Origin of the sequence: Pseudodesulfovibrio indicus, from assembly GCF_001563225.1 — a bacterium.
Taxonomy (GTDB): Bacteria; Desulfobacterota; Desulfovibrionia; order Desulfovibrionales; family Desulfovibrionaceae; genus Pseudodesulfovibrio; species Pseudodesulfovibrio indicus.
In genome coordinates this window covers 1526793-1545402 of sequence record NZ_CP014206.1, presented here as the reverse complement: position 1 = coordinate 1545402, position 18610 = coordinate 1526793, and the positions used below count along the sequence as shown (strand labels likewise).

Genomic DNA, 18610 nt, shown 5'->3' with positions numbered 1-18610 from the left:
CTTGGACTTCTCAACCGCCTCAAGGCTATCCGCGACCGCCTCGGAAAGGAGATCACCCAATCCTCTTCGTTTCCTGCTCATGACAACCCCGAACTCAGATTACGGCCAACAGTTCTTTGGTCAGCAGCCGGTAATTGAACGCCCCCGTGCTGGAGGGCGCGAAATCGACGACCGAACACCCGGCCATCTCCGCCTGCTGGATGCTGGAATTGATCGGAATGATCGCATTGAACACCCGGTCGCCGAAGGTCTTCCTCAGCCGAAGGTTGGACAGCTTGCCCACCGTGGTCCGACGGTCCAGACGGTTCACCAGGATACGGACGTCCTTGAGGCCGGGATTGGTCTTGTCCTTGATCTCGAGGATGGTGTCGATGATCCGCTTCAGACCGTCGATGGCGTACCGGCTGCCGCACTCGATGGGCACGATGACGTAGTCCGAGCAGACCAGCCCCTGGACGGCGTACATGCCGAGGTTGGGCGGACTGTCCAGGATGGTCACGTCGTAATGCTCGCGGGCGTAGGGCGCCAGCTTGTCGTGGAGCAGGTGGAACCCCTTGCCCGGCTTCTTGGCGAATTCCGATTCCAGCACGAAGGCTTCGGGGGCCGAAGGCAGGACGTCCAGGTTCTCGTACTTGGACGGATGGATGCAGTCAGGGGTCTTCACGTCGTCCGAGGTGTAGAGTTCGTAGATGGTCATCTCCGGCTCCTCCCCCAGCAGGGTGCCGGAAGCGTTGCACTGGCTGTCCATGTCCACCACGAGCGTCCTTTTCCCCGCCTGGGCGAGGCAGTGGCCGAGATTGCACGCCAGGGTCGTCTTGCCGACCCCGCCCTTGTTGTTCACTATCGAGATTATTGCACTCATGGTCTCTCTCCTTTGCCTAACCTAGACTTCGCTGAATTTCATATTGATGGGGTCGGGACCGTAACGGTTGGGTCCTTCCTCCCCTTTCTTGAACAGCAGAACACATCCCCAGTACAGGTTGACCAGGGGAATCAACATGAGAAAATAGTGATATCCGCTCCTGCCGAGGTCATGGAACCTCCGGACAACGGAGCTCACGGCAACGGCAAAACTGATGATGAAAAGGATCAGGGCCATGAACCCGATGCCGTCCACCCTGGTCTGCTCCAGAATGTGCGAGAAAAAATAGGTCCCGGCCGAAGAGGCCAGGATGAGCACGCAGTACTTCGCCCGGTTCAGCCGACCCTGGGCCTTGATCAGCCGCTCCAGGAAATGGCTGGAAACGCCGGGGACGGGCGTGACCACTTCGCTGGTGGGGGAAATGGTGGAGTGACCGACCGGCTCGACCCACGGGGCGGCCTCGCCTCTGGCCCCCGCGACCTCCTGCAGCTGGAAGACGAGGCTCCCGGCGAGGTTGAAGACGTCGCCCGGCCGGAGCACGGCGAAGGACCCCTTGTCCAGCCGCCGCTCGTTGACGAAGGTTCCGTTGAGGGAGCCGCCGTCCGCCAGGATGACCTTGCCGTCCTCGACCATGATCGAGCAGTGCTGCTTGGACACCGTCTTGGCCTCGACCCACAGGGACACATCGGCCATGGATCGGCCCATGATCATCTGGTTTTCGTCCAGGGGGATGCGCTCGCCCTCGTACTGCCCGGCCAGGCAGACCAGCTCGTAGTGCATGGGGGGCGGCGGCGGGGGCGGCGGCGTCTTCTGGTCGTAGAGCAACGCCCGGAACTCGCGGACCGATGCGGGCCGCGCGGCCACGGACATCTCCATGGCCCGCATGATCGCCGTGGCCGTGCTCTTCTTGATCTTGCCCTTGGCAACCCTGCCTATGTCCTCCAGGATATCGGCTTCCACCCGGTCCTCGGCCGGAGGCGGCGGCAGAAGCCTGCCGTCGCGGACCTCGCCTCGCAGGCAGCTGTACATGGTGGCCGCCACCGCATAGAGATCGGTATACGCCCCCTGGCTGCCGGTGGAGGAATACTGTTCCAGGGGCGCGTAGCCGTGGGTCAGCAGGATGGACAGCGGGTCGCTGCTGTGCACCGCCTGCCGCGCCGCGCCGAAGTCGAGCAGGAACGGCTGCTCGTCGCGTGCATCGGGGATGTAGATGTTGGCGGGCTTGATGTCCCGGTGCCAGACGCCCTTGCCGTGGACGGCCTCCAGCCCCTTGAGTACCGCGTCGATGATCTTCAGCAGGTCCGGTTCCGGGACGCCGCCGCCCTTCAGGGCGATCTCGGCCAGGGTTCTTCCCCGCACGTAGGGCATGACGAAATAGGCCGTGTCGTTGGCTTCGAAGCAGGTCAGGATGGGAACGATGTTCTCGTGCCGGAACTGGGCGATGGTCCGCGCCTCCTCGATGAACTGCTCCTTGCCCTTGGCGAAGGCGCCGAGATGGTTCTCGGATACGGGCACGATCTTGTTCCCGTTGGCTTCGCGCGCGGCCACCTTCTTGGGCATGAACTCCTTGATGGCGATCTTCTGCTTCAACATCCTGTCGTAGGCCAGGTAGGTGATGCCGAACCCGCCCGCACCGAGCTGCTTGCCGATGACGAACTGGTTGCGCAGGACGGCCCCGGGCCTGAGGGCGCGGGGGTCCTTGGGAACGTTGTGCACGTTCCTCCCGCAATCGGCGCAGGTATTGCCCCTCACCTTGTCGCTCAGGCAGTGCGGACACATCTTCATGACTGCATGACCTTGATCAGCTGGGCCGTTAGGTTGTCGAAATTCGGTCCCCGTTCACCGGCGCTCTCCCGGACCCGCTTGAAGACCCTTTCCAGCAGCTCGCGGGCGGGCATCTCCTTTTCCCGCAGGAGGATCTCGCCGAAGGCGTCCTCGTCGAAAAACTCCCAGAATCCGTCGGAGCAGAGCAGGAAGGCGTCGCCCTCCCGGTACTCCTCCCCTTCGACCTGGAGAAAGGGTCTCGGCTCCTCGCTCCCGCCCAGGACCTGGTAGACCTTGTTGCGGTCCGGGTGGTGCTTGGCCTCGGCCTCGGCGATCTCCCCCGTGTCGACCAGCAACTGCACCACGGAGTGGTCCTTGGTCCTGCGCAGGACCCGGCCGTCGCGGAACATATAGAGCCGGGAGTCCCCCACCGACCCCCAGTAGGCCCTGCCTTCCCGAAGGGCGAGGAAGACGCAGGTCGTCTTCATGTCCTGGTCCGAGCGCTCGTCCTTCTCGTAGTTGACGATGGCCCGGTGGGTTTCCGCGACGACCTCCTTGAAGGCGTCGGGCGTGCAGGAGTCCAGCCGGGACAGGCGGCGGCCCATGAGCTCGGAGGCCAGGCGGGCGGCGGTCCTTCCCAGCCCATGCCCGCCGAGGCCGTCGGCCACGACGAAGACCGGCCGGATGTCGCCTTCGTCAACGGCCGGGAAGAAGTGATCCTGGTTCTCTTCCCTGCCGCCGCGATCCGTCATGGAGCCAAAATCGGCCGTCAGCGGCCGTGTCTGCTTAAGCCATGAAAACATACGTCCTCTTGTCCTTCATGCCGTCTATTCGACGCCCGCGCCGCCGCCCAAACGGACCTTGGTGGCGGTCTTCATCAAACTCTGTTCCGAAGCGGCGGTCGTGTCGGCCGCGCCGTCCTGGGTGGTATCGTCCGCAGCGCCCTGAAGCGCACCCTCGGCCTTATTCGCCCTCTCGCGCTCCAATTCGGCCTGCCTCTCGGCTTCCGCCCGCTCACGCTCCAATTCGGCCTGTTTCTCGGCTTCCGCCCTTTCGCGCTCCAATTCCGCTTGCTTCTCGGTCTCGGCCTTGGCCTGGGCCGCCTGCCGTTCCGCCAGCCGGGAGTCCCTCTCCAGCTGGACCACGGTGGTCGCGTCGAATTCCCCGGTATCCTCCAGCCCGTTCTTTTCCTGATACGCCTTGAGCGCCTTCCGGGTTTGGCTTCCGTCCACGCCGTCCACCGCGCCCAAGTAGAATCCCTGGCTCTTGAAGACCTGCTGGTACCGTTTCATTTCACTGCGGGAAGGTTCGACAAGCGAAGAGGAATCCTCCTTGGTGGCATCCTTGGTGGTATCCTTGGACTCATCGCCCTCGGGCGTTGTTGTCTGCTGCTCGCCCGGAGCGGCCCCGGTCTCTCCGGAAACGGACGAGCCCTCCGCCTGGGTGGCGGAATCGGTCTTCTCTTCCGCAGCGGGGGGAGGAGCCTGGACGGGGTCATCGCCGCCGAAGAGCATCCCGAAGCCGAGGTAGCCGACCGCCACGCCGAGCAACGCGAGCAGGGCGACCAACGTCCAGTACTTCCACGAGCGGGCTGCTTTGGGGGCGGCCTGTTCCGGCATGGCGTAGACGATCGGGTCCTGGGCCAGTTCGAGGACCACGGCGGTGATGTTGTCCTGGCGCGGGCGGTTCTTGTCCAGGGCCCGCTGGATCAGCCGCTCGCACTTGTCCTGCGTCGGCCCGTCGCTCTCAAGCTCGGCCTGGATCTCGTGCGGGGCCAGGGCGTTGTAGAGCCCGTCCGAACAGAGCAGGATCTTGTCCCCGGGGTCGAGGTCGAAGGCCTCCACCGAGGCGTTGATCTTGGGAACGACCTTGAGGCCGAGATAGCTGGTCAGCATGTGGCGGCGGCCCGACTCCAACTGGACCTGATCTATGGTCAACTGGCCGTTACGGACCTTTTCGTCCAGCTCGGCCCCGTAGGAATGCTCCTTGTTGACCGCTTCGATCCGGCCGTTCCTGACGAAATACAATCGGCTGTCGCCCGCCGAGACCCAGTAGAGATTCATCCCCTGGATGACCGTGGCGAGCAGGGTTGTGCCCATGTCGGAGTCTTCGCCGAGCCGACAGTTCTCCTTGTATACCTGGCGGTTGGCAGTGAGCAGAGCCTCGTTCAGCGCCTCCGGAATCGTCTGGGTGTAGCGCTTGGCCGCATAGGCCTTCATGAAGCTCTGCACGGCCAGATAGCTCGCCTGCGCACCGCCTTCATGCCCGCCCATGCCGTCGGCGACCACGGCCACCACGCCCCGGTCGGACATGACCTCGTCCATATCGGGATTCGATATGCCGAAGAAATCCTGCTGCTCGCCCCTGCTGCCCTGATCCTGGTGACAACCGAAGTCCAAACGCCAATCTATCATATTCCACCCGAATCCTTAATGGTTAGCATCGGAGCCCAGCAGGCTCAGGAAACGCATGCGGAGCGTCCCCGCCTCGATCACGTCGTTGTGTTCGAGCACGGTCCGCTCGGCCAGGGGGATGCCGTTGACATGGGTCTCGACGTCCTGTGACAGCGGCTTGATCAGGAACCGGCCGCCGCTCTGGAGCAACCCCAGCTGAAGTTCGTCCAGCTGATTGGCGGTCAGGGTCAGTCCGCAAACCCCGGCGCCGACCGTGACCCCTTCCTCGGCCAGGTACAGTTGGAACCGCTTGCCCCGGTCCGGATCGGACATCAGCACCAGCTCGCAGTTGGGGTTGAGACGGTTCTCGCTGACGACGTTTACGGCCTGAAGGATCGGCACCTCCCGATCGGGATCGCCTATGATCGTGGTGTCTCCCCCGTTGAAAGACGGGGAATCCGGGTCAAGGCTTTCGGTCTCTTCCGGGAAGGAATCCGCCCCGGTCGCGCTCGGCGTTTCGGGGGCCTCGTGAAGGACCACCCGGGCGCGCCTTCTGCCGCGCAGAATCAACCACAGGAGCAGGAGCAGCAGGACCACGCCCGCGCCGATGCCCCCGTAGAGCAGCCGCTGCCGGTCCCGTCCGGCCAGGGCCTGCTCGTCCACATAGAGATAGGCCACCTTTCGCTCGGCGGAGAGGGTCCTGTCCCCAGTCTCAAGGAGGACCTGGACCACATGCTCGCCGCCGTCCGCCGTATACCCGCAGTCGGCCTCTATCAGCAGGCCGTTGTTCTGGTCTCCGGCCACCACGGCAAAGGGGTTCTCCCCGCCGCCGACGAGGGACAGCCCCCCGGTCAGCTCCGCCAGCCGCTTGAGCCCGAACAGATGTTTCTGGTCGATCCTCGTGTACCCCACGGTGTAGACCGGGATGGCGGTCTGCCGGTTCCTTTCGAGGATGTCGTCGAGAGTCAGGCCGCTGCCCTCGTCCTTGCCGTCGGTCACGGCCACGATGGCCCGCCGCACGGGCAGCTCGGCGGTCTGTACCTTGTTCATCTCCAGGGCCTTGTTCAGCCCGGTGTAGAACACGGTCAACCCATCCGTGGCGCGGATAGCGGAAAGGGCCTCCCTGATGGCGTCCTTGTCGGCGGTGAAGGGCAGCACCAGGGTGTAGTCATCGCCGAAGGTGCCGACCGCCACCAGGTCGCCCGGCCCCAGCGCGTCGACAAAGGCCAGCATGTCGCCCAGGGCGGTCTGGAGCGGGCCGTCCGCGACCGTCCTGGAGATGTCCACCAGGAGGGTGTAGGCCACGCCGGAAGGTCCCTGGGAAAGCGCCGTCACCTTGGCGGTCTCGGCCTTCACGCCGTCGATGCGGACCGAGAGCAGGTCCGTGTCGACCGGCTCGGCCGGTTCGCCCTGCTCGTCCAGGACCTGGGCGTAGATGCGCAGGGTCGGCAACAGGGGGGATAGCTGGGTTATGCGCACCGCCTCGGGCGCGCCGCCCGCCAGGACGGGTACCGCCCAGAGCAGGAGGGCCAGGGGCGCCCAGAACCTTAGTCCTTTACTGACCATTGGAATTTCTCCGAACACAGGGGGATGAAAAGGAACGCCATTTCTCCGAACTGGATGACGTCGTAGGCCGAGATCTGCTTCGGCTCGCGCACCTTGGTCCCGTTCAGGCGGACCTCGGGATTCTTCTTGCGGATCAGGTAGTAGGAATTCTCTTCCGGGTCGTATTCCAGCTCGGCGTGCTCCACGCGGGAGATGGTGTCGTCGCCCTTGATGACGATGTCGCAGGTGTCGCTCCTGCCCACGAGGTTGATGCCGGGACGGATGCGGTAGTCCTTGCCCCGCTCGCTGCCGTCCACGCAGACCAGCCAGCCGACGATGGGCGCGAACCGGGTCTTCTTGCGGAACCCGCCCACGGTGGGGGCGTCGGGGTCCAGGCCGCCGGGCACGGTGACGTACTGCTCGGTGTCGTAGCCCGCGGTGGTCATGTCGCCGATGCCGATGCTGACCGTCTCGTCCTCGTCGTACATGCCCTGGGTCGTGTCCGGGGAATTCCTCCTGCCGGGCATGGACATGCCGCCGGATTCGACCGCCACGGTCTCGTCCCCGGCCGCGGTGGTGGCGTCCCCCCCGTCCGAGGTTCCCTGAATGCGGCAATACGGGCAGCTGGTATTCTTTGCAGGATCATAGAAGTGCAAACCTGCGTCGCAACGTGTCAAAGCCATCGTGTTCTCCTCATGCTGTTAAATAACGACCCAATCAGTCCCATGCTCAATATGCGGTATCGCTACCGGCCGGCACGATCTTGAATTCAAGCGCCTTGGCCAGGGACACCACGCTTCCCATCTGCAATCGATATCGCTGGTTGGGCGGTATCCTGGCCCCGTCCACGTAAGTTCCGTAGGTGGACCCGACATCCACGACCACCCAGCCCGATCCGTTTTTCTCTATGCTGCAGTGCACCTTGGAAATGCTCTTGGACGTCAGGATCAGGGTGCAGCGGCCCGGATCGCGGCCCAGGACCAGAGGGGTCCCGTCCAGGGGGATCGTCTCGCCGCCGAACTCCCCGGAAAGGAAGAACAACTGCACGCCCCCGCCGCCGATGGCCCCGGCCGGAGCGCCAACCGCGCCGCCCTCTTCGCCGAACTCGGGCAGCCTGCGCGGGGCGTCCCCCTCGTAGGCCAGCCTGCGGCCCATGGACTGGGCAGCGCTCTGCTGACCGGCAATCCGTGCGTTGACGTTGAGCATGGCGTTGAGGTCCTCGTCCTGGACGTCCACCCCGGCCAGCTTGCCGGAGGTGTCCCGGAAGCTCAGGAAGGAATTGATGAACTCCTGGAGGCCCCGCCGAAACCCCTCGTCATGGACCGAGGACACGATCCACCGGGGTCCTTCCATGCCTTCGGAATAGGAAATGATGCGCCCGGCCCTGACCAGCAGGTTGGCGTCGCTCTGAACGGAAATTCTTTGCGAGTGCAGGGTGCCGCCGCGCCCGTCGCCCATGCCGATGCTCGCCGCGTCGTAGTTGCCCGACATGGTGATCTCCAGGAGGTCGCTCTGGAACATGAACGTGTTGAACAGGGAGAACGCCGCCTCCATGAGTTCCGCTCCGCACCGGGCGGCGAACAGGACAGCGACGAGGGAGGCCGCGTCCGCCCAATTCAGCGCCGGGTCCGGCGACAGGGCCGACAACAGCAGACGGAGGAAGAAGAACACGGCCAGGACCCGCAGCAGCAGACCGAAGACGTCCATGGACAGGGCGGCCTGCCAGGCACCGCGCTCCATGGGCACGGGCTGCGTTTCGAGGACCAGGTTGCCCGTGAACGAGTTGCTCTCGTTGAGTTCGACCTTGCCCTTGATGGGCAGTGTGGCCGCATAGACGCGGTTCTGGAAGGAGCCGACCCGCAGCTCGTCAAGCTTGCGTTCCAGGAAGCCGAAAAAGTTGTTGGGATTGCCGGTCCGGGACAGGTGCATGCGCTCCTCGACCACCGAGGCCTCGGGCCGGACGGCGGTCAACAGCAGCACGCCGACCCCGTAGCCTGCAAGGATCAGCAACAGCAGGAATGCGGCCACAATGGGCGCTTCATAGGAAAACTCGACCCCGGACGCCCGGACCGTCGCGTCCTGGAGGAAGTAGGGAAGCAGGCACAGGAGGAGCAGCAGCAGGGAATTTCGGCCCACCTTGATGGCCCGTTCCACGAACCGCGCCTGCGGGCGCACCATGTAGAGGAATCTATCGGAGACGAATCGGGAGGCCTTGATCAGGAGGCTGGAGGGGTTTTCAAAGTGGCCGATGACCCGGTCGAAGAGCAGCCGCGAAATGGAGGACGGGTCGGAGAGGTTCGCCGGGACGTTGACAGGAACGATGAAGCTGAGGGTGTTTTTCAGCCCCCCGAACAGGTTGGCCGCAGCCGACCCCAAACCGGCGACCAGCACGATGGTGAATCCGACGCTCCCTGCGAGGTTCAGGGGCGTGGCGTCCCGCCGCTCAAGGAGCGCATCGAAAATCTCCCGCAGCCGGTCGCTTTCGCTGAAGCCGAACCAGACGAGCAGGACCAACAGCAATCCGCCCCAGGCAATCTGGAAAATCCCGTGCGTGACAAACGGGTTTCTGATGTCCAGCCGGTTCCCGACAACGGACATGTCTCTTCCGGACACAGCCAACTCCCACGTAGACTGATAGGCTGACCCGGGCACGAGGCCCGAACCCTTACGTCAACCGGGAATCATCGGAATGCGATGGATTCTCCCCTCCGGTCGTTTTCAACCCTTTTGCTTCAAATCCGAACATCCCCCGGAAGACAGGCCGACCCGCCAGGGCGGGGCCCTCTCCTCCTTGTATTCGTTGCGGTCCATTCCGGACCGGGTTCGGGCGCACCGCCGCCCGGTTCCTCGACGACAATCGATTCGGCCCAAGCGCCAAACGATTATTGAATATCAAAATGCTCTCTATATATGTTAAGAAAAATCTATTACATACTTGACTATTAAAAGTGAAGGGCAAAAACAGGCACTCCCCCCCTACGCATGCAATGACAGGAACAGGATGAACGATAACCGCCCCGGCCACGAATCCGGCCCAGGCGTGCCGAGGCTATCCCCGCTTCACGTGCATCTTTCGCAGGAAAAAGAGCAGTTCGTCCTCGTATCTCTGCACGTCCACATAGGCCCGAATGATCCGCTCGACTTCCTCTTTCGGCATCTTGGCGAGCATCATCTCCATATTGGTGCGCAGCTCACGCTTCTTCCAGTTGGCGACGAGATTCTCCAGGATGTCCGTGACCGCATCCCAGTCCTGGCCGCTCAATGCCCTCTGGAAGTTCGATCGGGCGAAGCGGTTGGCCAGCCGCCCCGACATCATGGACAGGAGCATGCCGAACCAGACGCCGATGGCGATGACGGCCAGGTCCCCCAGCTTGTCCATGCCGAGGTTGACCAGCTCGTTCATCTCCCGGTCCTTGAGGGCGTCCTTGGTCAGCCGGATCTCCTTGATCAGCATGCGGGCCACTGGGTTGTCCTTGTTGATCTCGAGCGCCTGCTGGAACTGGTCCTCGGCCTCGTCCAGTCGGCCCTCGGAGAACAGCGAGCGCCCGTACAGGCTGCGCAGCCAATCCGAACCAGGATATGCCCGCACCCCCTCCTTGAGCAGGGCGGCGGCCTCACCGTTCTTCCCTTCGTTGAGGAGCTGCTGGGCCTCCTCCCCGTACTGCAACTCGGGAATCGCGGCCGCGGCCCAGGAAACGGTCACGGCCAGGGAGAGCACCAGGGCGGCAAGCCACAGCACCGCCGGAAGGCGCCCAACATTCGACACGATCTTGCTATTTTTCATCACTCTTGACCTTTGCCGGCGCATCGCCGACCGTACTCCCGGCCTCAACGGCCGCAGACTTGCCGTCCCGAAAACCGAAAAACAATTCATCGTTCCCGGCCCTGAGCGTCACGACGCCGAAATACACGGCGGCCAGGGCCAGGGCCGCCAGGCCGGTATAGAACCATTTGCCCATCCCGTTCCCATGCCTCTTATCGCCAGGTATCCTCGATGCTCGTCCCCGGGTAGTAGAACCCGAGGATTTTCGCGTAGCGCCATTCCTTGCCCAGTTCCGCGGCGCCCCATTGCGAATAGCCCACGCCGTGCCCATGGCCCCTGCCGTTGAAGAAATACGTGTCGCCCCGCTTGTCCACGCCCATGAGCACTTCGGGCAGGCCGAGCACCCGGGAGCTGGCCAGGGTCGTCCGGGTCCGCAGGACGGTGGAACCTCCAGCGTGGGTCAGCCGGACCTTGATGATCCTCCCGGACGGCCCGGAGACCTCCGGCTCGATGGACTTCAGCCCCGGCGCGTCGACGCCGATCTTCTTCAGCGAAGCGACGATCTCGGCCGTGGTGAACTTGCGGGTCCAGGTGGCCATTTTACCCTTGAGGCTCGCGGGGTCGGAGTGGGCCACCAGATAGGGCTTGGCCGCGCTGAACACCGCCCCGGCATCGGCGCAGTACCCGCCGCTGTTGGCCGTGTACTGGGCGAGGATCGGCTTGCCCCCGTAGGTCAGGACCTTGCCCGCCGTCTCGCGGACGGCCTGGTCCGTGCGGCCCGTTTCCCGCCCCACGCCGCCGTACATCTGGTCGAAGGTGTCGGCGCGGACGTCGTATTCACGGCTCGTGCGGTGCAGTTTCTGGTAGTAGGCATAGGTCCTCGCGGCCACGGCCTGGGCCTTGAGCGTCTCCAGGGGCCAGCTGGCGTAGGACTCGGCCGGGACCACGGAGCGGAGGTAGGCTTCGATGTCCACCAGGTTGGTGACCGAAAGCCGATTGCCGACCACGGTGATCCTGAGGTCGCCCCGGACCACCTTCTTCTTTCCGTCCATGTCGAGAGCCATGGGCTTGTCGGAGCGGACGTCGAGCCGCTGCAGCCCGCCGGCGCGGCCATTGACCAGGACCACGCCGTTCGCGGCCTGAAGCCTCGCCGTGGGGCCGCAGCCCACGCCGTCGACGCAAATATCAGCCCCCCGGCCGGACAGGGCGACCTTGCCGCACTTGGTGGCCAGCAGGACGCGGAGCACGGGGCGCTCCGCCGCCGGGGCGACCGGTTCGGGCCGCGCCGCAGGTTCGCCCAGGGTTTCGAGCATGGCCTCGGCCTGATACCGGAACCGCCCCTCGGGATACCGCTTGAGGTAGTCCCGGAATCCCTGCCGGGCCTCGTCCGTCCTGCCCGCCTGCATGGCCAGGAAGGCCGCCTGGTAGGCCGCGGTCTCCGCGGTTTCCGGGAACTCGCGGGCAAGCTGGCGGTAGACCTCCACGGCCTGCATGGGCGCGTCCAGGAAGATGGCCAGGATCATGGCCTTGGAGAACAGCGCATCGCGACGCGTCTTTGGATAGCGGCTGATCTCGTAGGAGGAGTCGACGTACTCCACCGCTTCCAGATACTTGCCCTCGTCGACCAGCAGATCGGCGTTGTTGAGCTGCCACCGGGCCAGCTGCTCGGCATCGTCGTTTGCGCCGCCCAGAGCGGAGACCGACGTACAGACCACCATCAGGACGGCCAGGATGACGGGGATGGTCTTACACTGTCTCATTGCTCACTCCACTCCTGAATAAAAGACCGGGACGGGCCGCGCTCGCAGTCTCCGTCCCGGTTCAAACATAGAGGTCCTCGCCTTTGCCTAGAGAACGAAGACGACTTTCGCCTGCGACAGTATGTTGGACTTCTGGTCCTGCTCGAAGATGACGGTGGCGTCCTGGACCGAAACCACGGCCTCGGTGCCCTTCTGGACCTTGACGCACTTGACCACCAGCGGAGAGGTGCTGCCCCAGGACTGCAGGAGCGTCTTGGCCTTTATCTCGGTGGTGGTGTAGCCGCCGCAGCCGCGCTCGATGAGCATCTGCGGGGAGACCTTGGAGGGCTCGAACAGGATGTTCTGGTTCTCGGCGATGATCCGGTTGGCCAGCGCGGGCTTGAACCCGGTGCCTTCGACGACGATGATCAGGCCGTCATAGGTCACGGGCTGCGGAGCCGGAGCCGCCGCTGCCTGGGGCTTGAACTCGGGCAGCTTTTCGACCTTCAAGGCCGCGGGGGGCTGCTGCAAGGTCGAGGCCATGGAGTTGTACAGGGAGGACTCGCCTCGCAGATTGAGGCGCATGACCACACGGGCATACCCCTCTCCCGGGAAGAACTGTTCGTCCACCACCATGGCACCCTGCAGAAATCCTCCGACAGCCGTCTTGATGTCGGCATCCACGAGCATGCCTTCCTGAACGGTCGTCGTCCCGGCAATGGTGACGCCCTTGACCACCGACAACAGGTTCGCCTGGGCGATGACCTTGGCTGCGGTCTTGGCGCGATACCGGGACTGTCCGGCTTCGGATTCGCCCACGACCTGGATGTACCCGTTCTCAAAAACCATGTTCGGCGCGGTCACCGACTGAAGGTCACCCTGGGCCATGGCCGTGGAGGCCAGCATCAGCACACAAACAACAATGGCAGCTATCCGTTTCATCTTCCTCACTCCTCTTTGATTAATCGGCATTGACGGCATTGCGCAGGCGAACCACGGCGAGCAGCAGCTCCGCTCCGTCCAGGTCGTCTTCGGGCCGGAAATTGCCGGAAAGGTCGGTTTCCATCAGGTTGCGCGTGACCACGTTGACCACGGCATTGTAGTGGGCCTCGGTGGGCTTCACGTCGGCGTAGGGCGAGTTGTCCTGCCCGAAATACCGGGTCGCCAGGGATTCGTCTCCGGAGACCTTGATCAGGATATCCTCCAGGGTCAGGGCCATCTCCTTGCGGCTGACCGGCTCCCCGGGGAGGAACAGCTCGGCCCTGGCCGTGGCGTTGTAGGTCGGCTCCAGCCCGCGCACGTTCCACTTGAGGATCTCGACGATCTCCACCTGGAAGGCGTGGCCGGACACGTCGGCGGGCACGAAGTCCGCCTTGGGTTCGGCTGCGGACAGCTTGCCGAACAGCTTGGGCAGGTTCAGCTCGTTGACGATCAACGCGGCCACGTCGGCGCGCGAGACGGAATCCTTGGCCGCGATGGCCCAGGATACGCCGGTCACAGTGTAGTTGGCGGCGGCCTGTTCGATCTTCTGGATGCGGGCGTAGAGGTCGTTGGCGGGCCGGTGCCACTTGCCGACGTCCGTGCCCACGACCGCGCCCAGGGAAGCCTTGGCCTTGGCGTAGTCGCCCGCCTCGAACCACGCCTTGCCCATGAAGAACTGCAGGGCCTCGACGTTGCGGTAGTACGGCAGCGCGCCTTCGTCCACGTCCTTGATGACGCGGCCCTTGGCGTCCCACTTCTCCACGGCCTGAATCCACCGGGCGTCCTTGGCCGCGGTCTCGGCGCGGACGCCGGTCACGGCGACGATGAACTTCTCGGCGGGCGTGGCGGCCTTGGCGTACCCCTTGTCGAGCAGCGCGCGGAACGCGTCGGTCGCGCCCTCGCGGTCCTTGCCCGCGGGCAGCGCCCCGGCGTTCAGGGCGGCCAACAGCGCCTGCCCGGCGAAACCGGGGGCGTACTTGGGATCGAGCTCCAGGGCCCTGGCGAACCGGGTCTGGGCCTCGCCCAGGTTGCCCGCGTCCACCAGCTCCATGCCGCGCAGGTAGTGATTGGGCGGCGTGTCTTCCAGCGAGGTGGGCGCGGCCCCCTTGGGACCGCAGGCCGCCAGCAAGACAACCGTCAGCAGACCGGCGAAAAACAACAGATGCTTTTTCATGACACGCTCCTTCAATCTGGCCCGGCCAAACTGTTTGTTTTTTTGCGGCACCCCGTTCCGGGTTTCTCCCGCGCCCCGGCCCGACCGGATCAGCGGCCGGACTCCGGGGCTATTTGGAAGAGGAGGTGCTTCAATTTCCGTATACGCGGGCCGAAAAGAAAAGCGTAGGGAAAGGAGTGCCCTCTCAACCCACGCTTCCAAACCGCATTTTCCCGTCGGTCCGGCCTTCATCGCAGCGTACCGTATTTCCGGTTCCACAACTCCAGATAACTGACCAGGGTCTCGTCCACCTCCTGCTTGACCCGCTCGGCCTGGCGCTGCACCACGCGGGGGTGCTCCCGCCGCCCGATGAGCCGGTCCAGCTCGGTCAGCTCGGGATAGTCGTCCAGGCACTCCTCCTCCACGGTGTCCTTGTCCGGCCGGGGCTTGCCCAGGGGCTTGACCCGACAGTCGATGCACTCGGCCAGGATGTTGAGGGAGGCGCGCACGAGTTCGTCCTCGCCGTTTTCGACGAGCTTCTCGAACATCAGCCGGAGGCGGTCCAGGGGGTTGCGCTGGGCGTCCCCGCACAGGGGGCTCATGCAGTACCGATTGATCTGGGTCTGCCCGCGCGAAAAGATCTTCTGCAGTTCAGTGGCCCCGACCTTGTCGCGGGACAAAAGCATTATCTCCCACGATTCAACGGCACGGGGTTTGTCGGATTCGGACATGGCGGCTCCACCGGTAAGGCATATAATATATAAACGAGTTTCAGCCCAAATGCCTACCCGATATCCACATCGCTTTCAAGCCGAAAACCGAATTAATGGGATGGGTTGAAAGGGAGGTTCCAGGTTCCAGAAAACGCTCGAGACATTCGTACACCTACCGAGCAGGACGGAAACGCAAATGTTACAGGCTGAAAGCCCTTTTCAATCTTGTTTTGTACCCTATCCCATGATTCATTCATCTCCGCCGTACCGAATCAGGTATAATGCTGTAAGGTAAAGGCAAGGATGTCAAAAGGGTAAAAACTAATTTGTTCTGAGAAGGCGGAAACCCCGGTAGCTGTTCCTGCTACTCGGAACGCTCTTCGCGCGATTGGCGGCCCGAACGTCCCAAGCCATGCCGCCCCAGCCCCCGCCACGCTCAACATAGTATCCGGTTTTGCCTGAATACACAGGGTTTTGGTGAGAATGCCGAGAATAGGCATTTTGATCGTACACGTCCTGACACCACTCCCAGACGTTTCCGGACATGTCGTATAGACCAAGACCATTGGGGGCCTTGGTACCCACAGGATGCGTTTTCCCATTGCTGGTATCTCTATACCAGGCGACATGGTCCACATTGTTGCCACCGGCGTACTTCTCGTCCCGGCCGCCGGAGCGGGCCGCGTATTCCCACTCCGCCTCGGTGGGCAAGCGAAACGTGCCGTTGCCCTTGGCGTTCAACCGCTTGATGTAATCCTGGACATCATTCCAGGAGACCTGTTCCACTGGATTGCGTTCACCCTTGAAGTGGGCAGGATTGTTCTTCATGACCCGCTGCCACTCGGTCTGGGTCACCTCGTATTTGCCCATCCAGAATCCGTCTACGCATACCTCGTGCACCGGCTTCTCATAATCGACACCGGAGCTGGAGCCCATCTGAAAACAGCCGCCGGGAACGAAGACGAACTCCATACCTGTTGTCGGGTCGCTCCAGGTATCGCCAACTGATGGCTCCGCGACCGCCTGGGGCTGCCCTTCCGGCACCCGGGCCATGTCCACCTGGGGCTGCGTATCCGGCATGGAGACGCCCGCAGCGGTGGTTTTTCCGGAAAGATAGACCTCGTCAAAGACGGAGGACGCGGTCCAGGGGACCTGGTCGCCCTTTGTCTCGCGCATGACGTCCCTGCCGGTGCGCTTGAACACCTGCTCCAGGGTCAGGCCGGATTGATCCACGTACGCAAGGAGGTGCTTGGTGAAGATACCGTTGCGCCCGCTGCCGTCCGCGGCCACGTCTCCCGGGGAGGTGGCGTAGACGATCATCGACCCGCTGGGCGCGTCCATGCGCGCCAGGCCGCGTGAACCGGACCGGAAGGACCGGGCAAAGGGATTGTTGCGGCAGGCGTCGAGGATGAGGATGTTGACGCCCGGCCCGGCATCGGCCATGCCGTCCAGCACCCGGCCCGCGTTCACCGCTTCGTACTTGATGTCGCGTTCGGCCCGCACCTCGGCGTCCACGGGAATGAGATAGTTGGCGCCCTGCACCTGCATCCCGTGGCCCGCATAGTAGAACAACCTGACGTTCGCCCCGCCCAGCCTGGCGTCAAAGGCGTGAATGGCGTCCTCCATCTTCCGCTGGCCCGCATCGGTCAGCAGCGTGACCTCGAATCCGAGCCCGCGCAGTTTGTCCGCCATGTCCTTGGCGTCGTTCACCGGATTGTTCAGCGGCGAACTCGCATACCCGCCGTTGCCGATGACCAGCGCCACGCGCTTGGCAGCGTGGGCCGGTTGGCACACGGCCAGCGCGGCCAGCAGGAAGACGGCCCGGACAACCCAATCAACTGTTTTCGCGCGCAGCATGGCTCTCCTCCCGGTCATCGAAAGCGGATGGTCCTGACCTTGTCGCTCTTGATCCACGACTTGGCCACGGATTCGGTCACCTCGTCCTCGTATTCATAGCGGATGGTGGAATAATGGCCCTGCTTCCAGTCCGACACGATCCCGGCGTTGGAGCCCGTGAACTCGAAGGACTTGCCGTCCTTGCGGGTCATGACCATGCGCCCGTTGCCGCGCTCGTCCATGCACTCCAGGCTCTGCATCCGCTTCACCGGGAATTTGACCTGGTTTCCCTTGTAGCGGAACCTGTAGAATTCGCCCAGGTTCACTATCCGTTTGGCGGTGATGACCTCGCCCTTGTACGTCTCGATGAGCACGTCGCCCGCCCGGCAGGGAGCAACGCCCGCCACGAGGAAAAAAACGGCTGCCGCCGCGAGAATGAAAAAACGGTTCATCGCTCCACCCTCACATCCACTTTTGTTTCGGCGAACTCCGCCTTGGGTTGCTTGCCCGCGCCCGGCACGCCCTGGAGCACGGTCAGGCCGCGCGTGGTCTGGCCCAGGTCCGGCCGCCGCCGCTGACCACGTAGAACGCCCCGGCCTCCTGGCCCGAATAGCTGTCCAGGGGTTGCGTGGAGGTGTAGAGGATCAGCTGCTCCTCGCCCAGGGGGGGCGTGATCATCAGGGTGAACTGGTCGCCCTCGCCGGGGATCTCGTAGGTCACGCCGCCCTTGTAGTACCGGGCCTTGCGGTACGGCGTGACCTCGATCAGATTGCCCTCGGCGTCCACGTACACGGCGCGGGCGTAAAACGGCTTGTTGCCGCGAAAGAAGAACTTCATGGCATCGCCCACGCGGTAGCTGTCCCTGTCGGTCCACAGCTCCACGGTGAGCGGCGCGCGCGGGTCGGCCATGGAGGACTGGACCGAGGGCGACGGATTCTCCATCTTCGCGGGGGTGACCTCGGCCTTGATCTTCACGTGGTAGCACGCGTCCACGAACCCGCCCGAGGCCTCGGACTGCCGCCACCCCTTTTCCATCTCCTCCAGGACGCGCACCGTGGCCTTGGAGTAGGCCTTGACCAGGTCCTCGACGAGCCGTCCGTTCTCCACGCCCGTCTCGCTCGAAACGTACGTCACGGCATACTCGGACGCCGTGCGCCGGGCCTCGTCCATGGCCAGCTTCTCGGTCTGGACGCGGGAACGCTCCTGGCCGAGGCAGGCCGACGCCTCGACCTCGACGATCATGGAGTTCATGGAATATTGCTTCGGCCCCTGTGCCGAGGCCGGAACAGGGGAAAAGAGGCAACAAGACAACAAAATGACGACAGCTTGCCGGAAACGCGACATACTCTTATCTCTCCTTGCGAAGCGGCTCGTCTGCCCGCCCCGTCCAACTCCAATGCGATACACAACCCTGCGTACCCAACCACGCAACCCTTTACGGCGTCAAGTTGCCCGCCCGCCGATCACAACAGAGCGCCGGGGATGTAGGCCAGGACCGAGAGGGCGAGCAGGGCGAGGGCGAAGAGGCCCTTGCCGATGCCCTTCACGGCCTGTTCCAGGGGCTTGTCCTCCGCCTCGGGAAGCTCCACTCCGGTCTGGCCGGGAGCGGCGCAGGACGCGTCGGCCCCGGGAGCGGCCGAAGGGGCGGTCACGGCCGGACTTGCGGCGGCCGCGCCAAGGGGCCCAACGGACGCGGTCTTGGGCGCGCAGGCGCTCAGGTACAGGCAAACCAGAAGCAGAATGACGATCCTCATGTCCAACCCCCGCGTTGAGATTTGCCTGAACCATACTCCAGGCACGCCCCGAAGCGTGGGGTTACAATGGCGCGCGAAACCTACGGTGGACCTCGCGGCCCAAGTGG

Annotated in this window: 17 protein-coding genes; all 17 read right to left on the bottom strand. The window is 63.9% G+C overall.

All coding sequences use genetic code 11. The features are described 5' to 3' along the window. Positions 1-94: 94 nt before the first annotated feature. Positions 95-862 (bottom strand): ParA family protein, encoded by a 768-nt coding sequence (locus AWY79_RS07220; RefSeq protein ID WP_066802010.1) that lies wholly within the window; start codon positions 860-862, stop codon positions 95-97. A gap of 21 nt (positions 863-883) precedes the next feature. Further along, positions 884-2647: a protein kinase domain-containing protein gene (locus AWY79_RS07215; RefSeq protein ID WP_078063668.1), complete on the bottom strand. Its 1764-nt coding sequence runs from the start codon at positions 2645-2647 to the stop codon at positions 884-886. Then, complete coding sequence (locus tag AWY79_RS07210) at positions 2644-3378, bottom strand: PP2C family protein-serine/threonine phosphatase (protein WP_158509869.1); 735 nt, start codon at positions 3376-3378, stop codon at positions 2644-2646. The genes AWY79_RS07215 and AWY79_RS07210 overlap by 4 nt, the downstream gene beginning before the upstream one ends. 75 nt (positions 3379-3453) lie before the next feature. Then, the gene (locus tag AWY79_RS07205; protein ID WP_078063667.1) at positions 3454-5040 is read right to left on the bottom strand and encodes a protein phosphatase 2C domain-containing protein; all 1587 of its coding nucleotides are present in this window, start codon (positions 5038-5040) and stop codon (positions 3454-3456) included. A 15-nt stretch (positions 5041-5055) separates the two neighbouring features. Beyond that, entirely contained in the window at positions 5056-6585 is a 1530-nt protein-coding gene (locus AWY79_RS07200; RefSeq protein WP_078063666.1) for a VWA domain-containing protein, read from the bottom strand. Continuing rightward, the gene (locus tag AWY79_RS07195; RefSeq protein WP_078063665.1) at positions 6567-7247 is read right to left on the bottom strand and encodes an FHA domain-containing protein; all 681 of its coding nucleotides are present in this window, start codon (positions 7245-7247) and stop codon (positions 6567-6569) included. The genes AWY79_RS07200 and AWY79_RS07195 overlap by 19 nt, the downstream gene beginning before the upstream one ends. A 46-nt stretch (positions 7248-7293) precedes the next feature. Then, positions 7294-9162, bottom strand: coding sequence for an FHA domain-containing protein (locus AWY79_RS07190; protein WP_066801995.1), 1869 nt, complete (start codon positions 9160-9162; stop codon positions 7294-7296). 451 nt (positions 9163-9613) lie between these two features. Continuing rightward, positions 9614-10330: a tetratricopeptide repeat protein gene (locus tag AWY79_RS07185; RefSeq protein ID WP_158509868.1), complete on the bottom strand. Its 717-nt coding sequence runs from the start codon at positions 10328-10330 to the stop codon at positions 9614-9616. Between the two features lie 7 nt (positions 10331-10337). Continuing rightward, entirely contained in the window at positions 10338-10523 is a 186-nt protein-coding gene (locus AWY79_RS18995) for a hypothetical protein (protein WP_066801991.1), read from the bottom strand. A 16-nt stretch (positions 10524-10539) separates the two neighbouring features. Next, complete coding sequence (locus AWY79_RS07175) at positions 10540-12087, bottom strand: SpoIID/LytB domain-containing protein (RefSeq protein WP_066801989.1); 1548 nt, start codon at positions 12085-12087, stop codon at positions 10540-10542. An 87-nt stretch (positions 12088-12174) separates the two neighbouring features. Further along, positions 12175-13008 carry a hypothetical protein gene (locus AWY79_RS07170; protein WP_066801987.1) on the bottom strand — a complete coding sequence of 278 codons (834 nt, stop codon included), beginning with the start codon at positions 13006-13008 and terminating at the stop codon, positions 12175-12177. Positions 13009-13027: 19 nt separating this feature from the next. Further along, the gene (locus tag AWY79_RS07165) at positions 13028-14221 is read right to left on the bottom strand and encodes an S-layer homology domain-containing protein (protein ID WP_066801985.1); all 1194 of its coding nucleotides are present in this window, start codon (positions 14219-14221) and stop codon (positions 13028-13030) included. Positions 14222-14448: 227 nt separating this feature from the next. Beyond that, positions 14449-14931: a hypothetical protein gene (locus AWY79_RS07160; RefSeq protein WP_066801983.1), complete on the bottom strand. Its 483-nt coding sequence runs from the start codon at positions 14929-14931 to the stop codon at positions 14449-14451. Positions 14932-15234: 303 nt separating this feature from the next. Then, positions 15235-16788: an SUMF1/EgtB/PvdO family nonheme iron enzyme gene (locus tag AWY79_RS07155; RefSeq protein WP_078063663.1), complete on the bottom strand. Its 1554-nt coding sequence runs from the start codon at positions 16786-16788 to the stop codon at positions 15235-15237. Continuing rightward, positions 16785-17201 (bottom strand): hypothetical protein, encoded by a 417-nt coding sequence (locus tag AWY79_RS07150; protein ID WP_066801979.1) that lies wholly within the window; start codon positions 17199-17201, stop codon positions 16785-16787. Before AWY79_RS07150 ends, AWY79_RS07155 begins: the two co-directional genes overlap by 4 nt. An 82-nt stretch (positions 17202-17283) precedes the next feature. Next, complete coding sequence (locus tag AWY79_RS07145; protein ID WP_066801977.1) at positions 17284-18000, bottom strand: DUF4384 domain-containing protein; 717 nt, start codon at positions 17998-18000, stop codon at positions 17284-17286. 212 nt (positions 18001-18212) lie between these two features. Further along, positions 18213-18503 (bottom strand): hypothetical protein, encoded by a 291-nt coding sequence (locus AWY79_RS07140; protein WP_133987034.1) that lies wholly within the window; start codon positions 18501-18503, stop codon positions 18213-18215. Positions 18504-18610: the final 107 nt, after the last annotated feature.

Bases quoted from the DNA above. Each gene is read 5' to 3' on its own strand.
- AWY79_RS07150 (WP_066801979.1), bottom strand. From the start codon at position 17,201: ATGAACCGTTTTTTCATTCTCGCGGCGGCAGCCGTTTTTTTCCTCGTG.
- AWY79_RS07165 (WP_066801985.1), bottom strand. From the start codon at position 14,221: ATGAAAAAGCATCTGTTGTTTTTCGCCGGTCTGCTGACGGTTGTCTTG.
- AWY79_RS07155 (WP_078063663.1), bottom strand. From the start codon at position 16,788: ATGACCGGGAGGAGAGCCATGCTGCGCGCGAAAACAGTTGATTGGGTT.
- AWY79_RS07190 (WP_066801995.1), bottom strand. From the start codon at position 9,162: ATGTCCGTTGTCGGGAACCGGCTGGACATCAGAAACCCGTTTGTCACG.
- AWY79_RS07220 (WP_066802010.1), bottom strand. From the start codon at position 862: ATGAGTGCAATAATCTCGATAGTGAACAACAAGGGCGGGGTCGGCAAG.
- AWY79_RS07170 (WP_066801987.1), bottom strand. From the start codon at position 13,008: ATGAAACGGATAGCTGCCATTGTTGTTTGTGTGCTGATGCTGGCCTCC.
- AWY79_RS07145 (WP_066801977.1), bottom strand. From the start codon at position 18,000: ATGAACTCCATGATCGTCGAGGTCGAGGCGTCGGCCTGCCTCGGCCAG.
- AWY79_RS07210 (WP_158509869.1), bottom strand. From the start codon at position 3,378: ATGACGGATCGCGGCGGCAGGGAAGAGAACCAGGATCACTTCTTCCCG.
- AWY79_RS07175 (WP_066801989.1), bottom strand. From the start codon at position 12,087: ATGAGACAGTGTAAGACCATCCCCGTCATCCTGGCCGTCCTGATGGTG.
- AWY79_RS07160 (WP_066801983.1), bottom strand. From the start codon at position 14,931: ATGTCCGAATCCGACAAACCCCGTGCCGTTGAATCGTGGGAGATAATG.
- AWY79_RS18995 (WP_066801991.1), bottom strand. From the start codon at position 10,523: ATGGGCAAATGGTTCTATACCGGCCTGGCGGCCCTGGCCCTGGCCGCC.
- AWY79_RS07195 (WP_078063665.1), bottom strand. From the start codon at position 7,247: ATGGCTTTGACACGTTGCGACGCAGGTTTGCACTTCTATGATCCTGCA.
- AWY79_RS07205 (WP_078063667.1), bottom strand. From the start codon at position 5,040: ATGATAGATTGGCGTTTGGACTTCGGTTGTCACCAGGATCAGGGCAGC.
- AWY79_RS07200 (WP_078063666.1), bottom strand. From the start codon at position 6,585: ATGGTCAGTAAAGGACTAAGGTTCTGGGCGCCCCTGGCCCTCCTGCTC.
- AWY79_RS07215 (WP_078063668.1), bottom strand. From the start codon at position 2,647: ATGAAGATGTGTCCGCACTGCCTGAGCGACAAGGTGAGGGGCAATACC.
- AWY79_RS07140 (WP_133987034.1), bottom strand. From the start codon at position 18,503: ATGAGGATCGTCATTCTGCTTCTGGTTTGCCTGTACCTGAGCGCCTGC.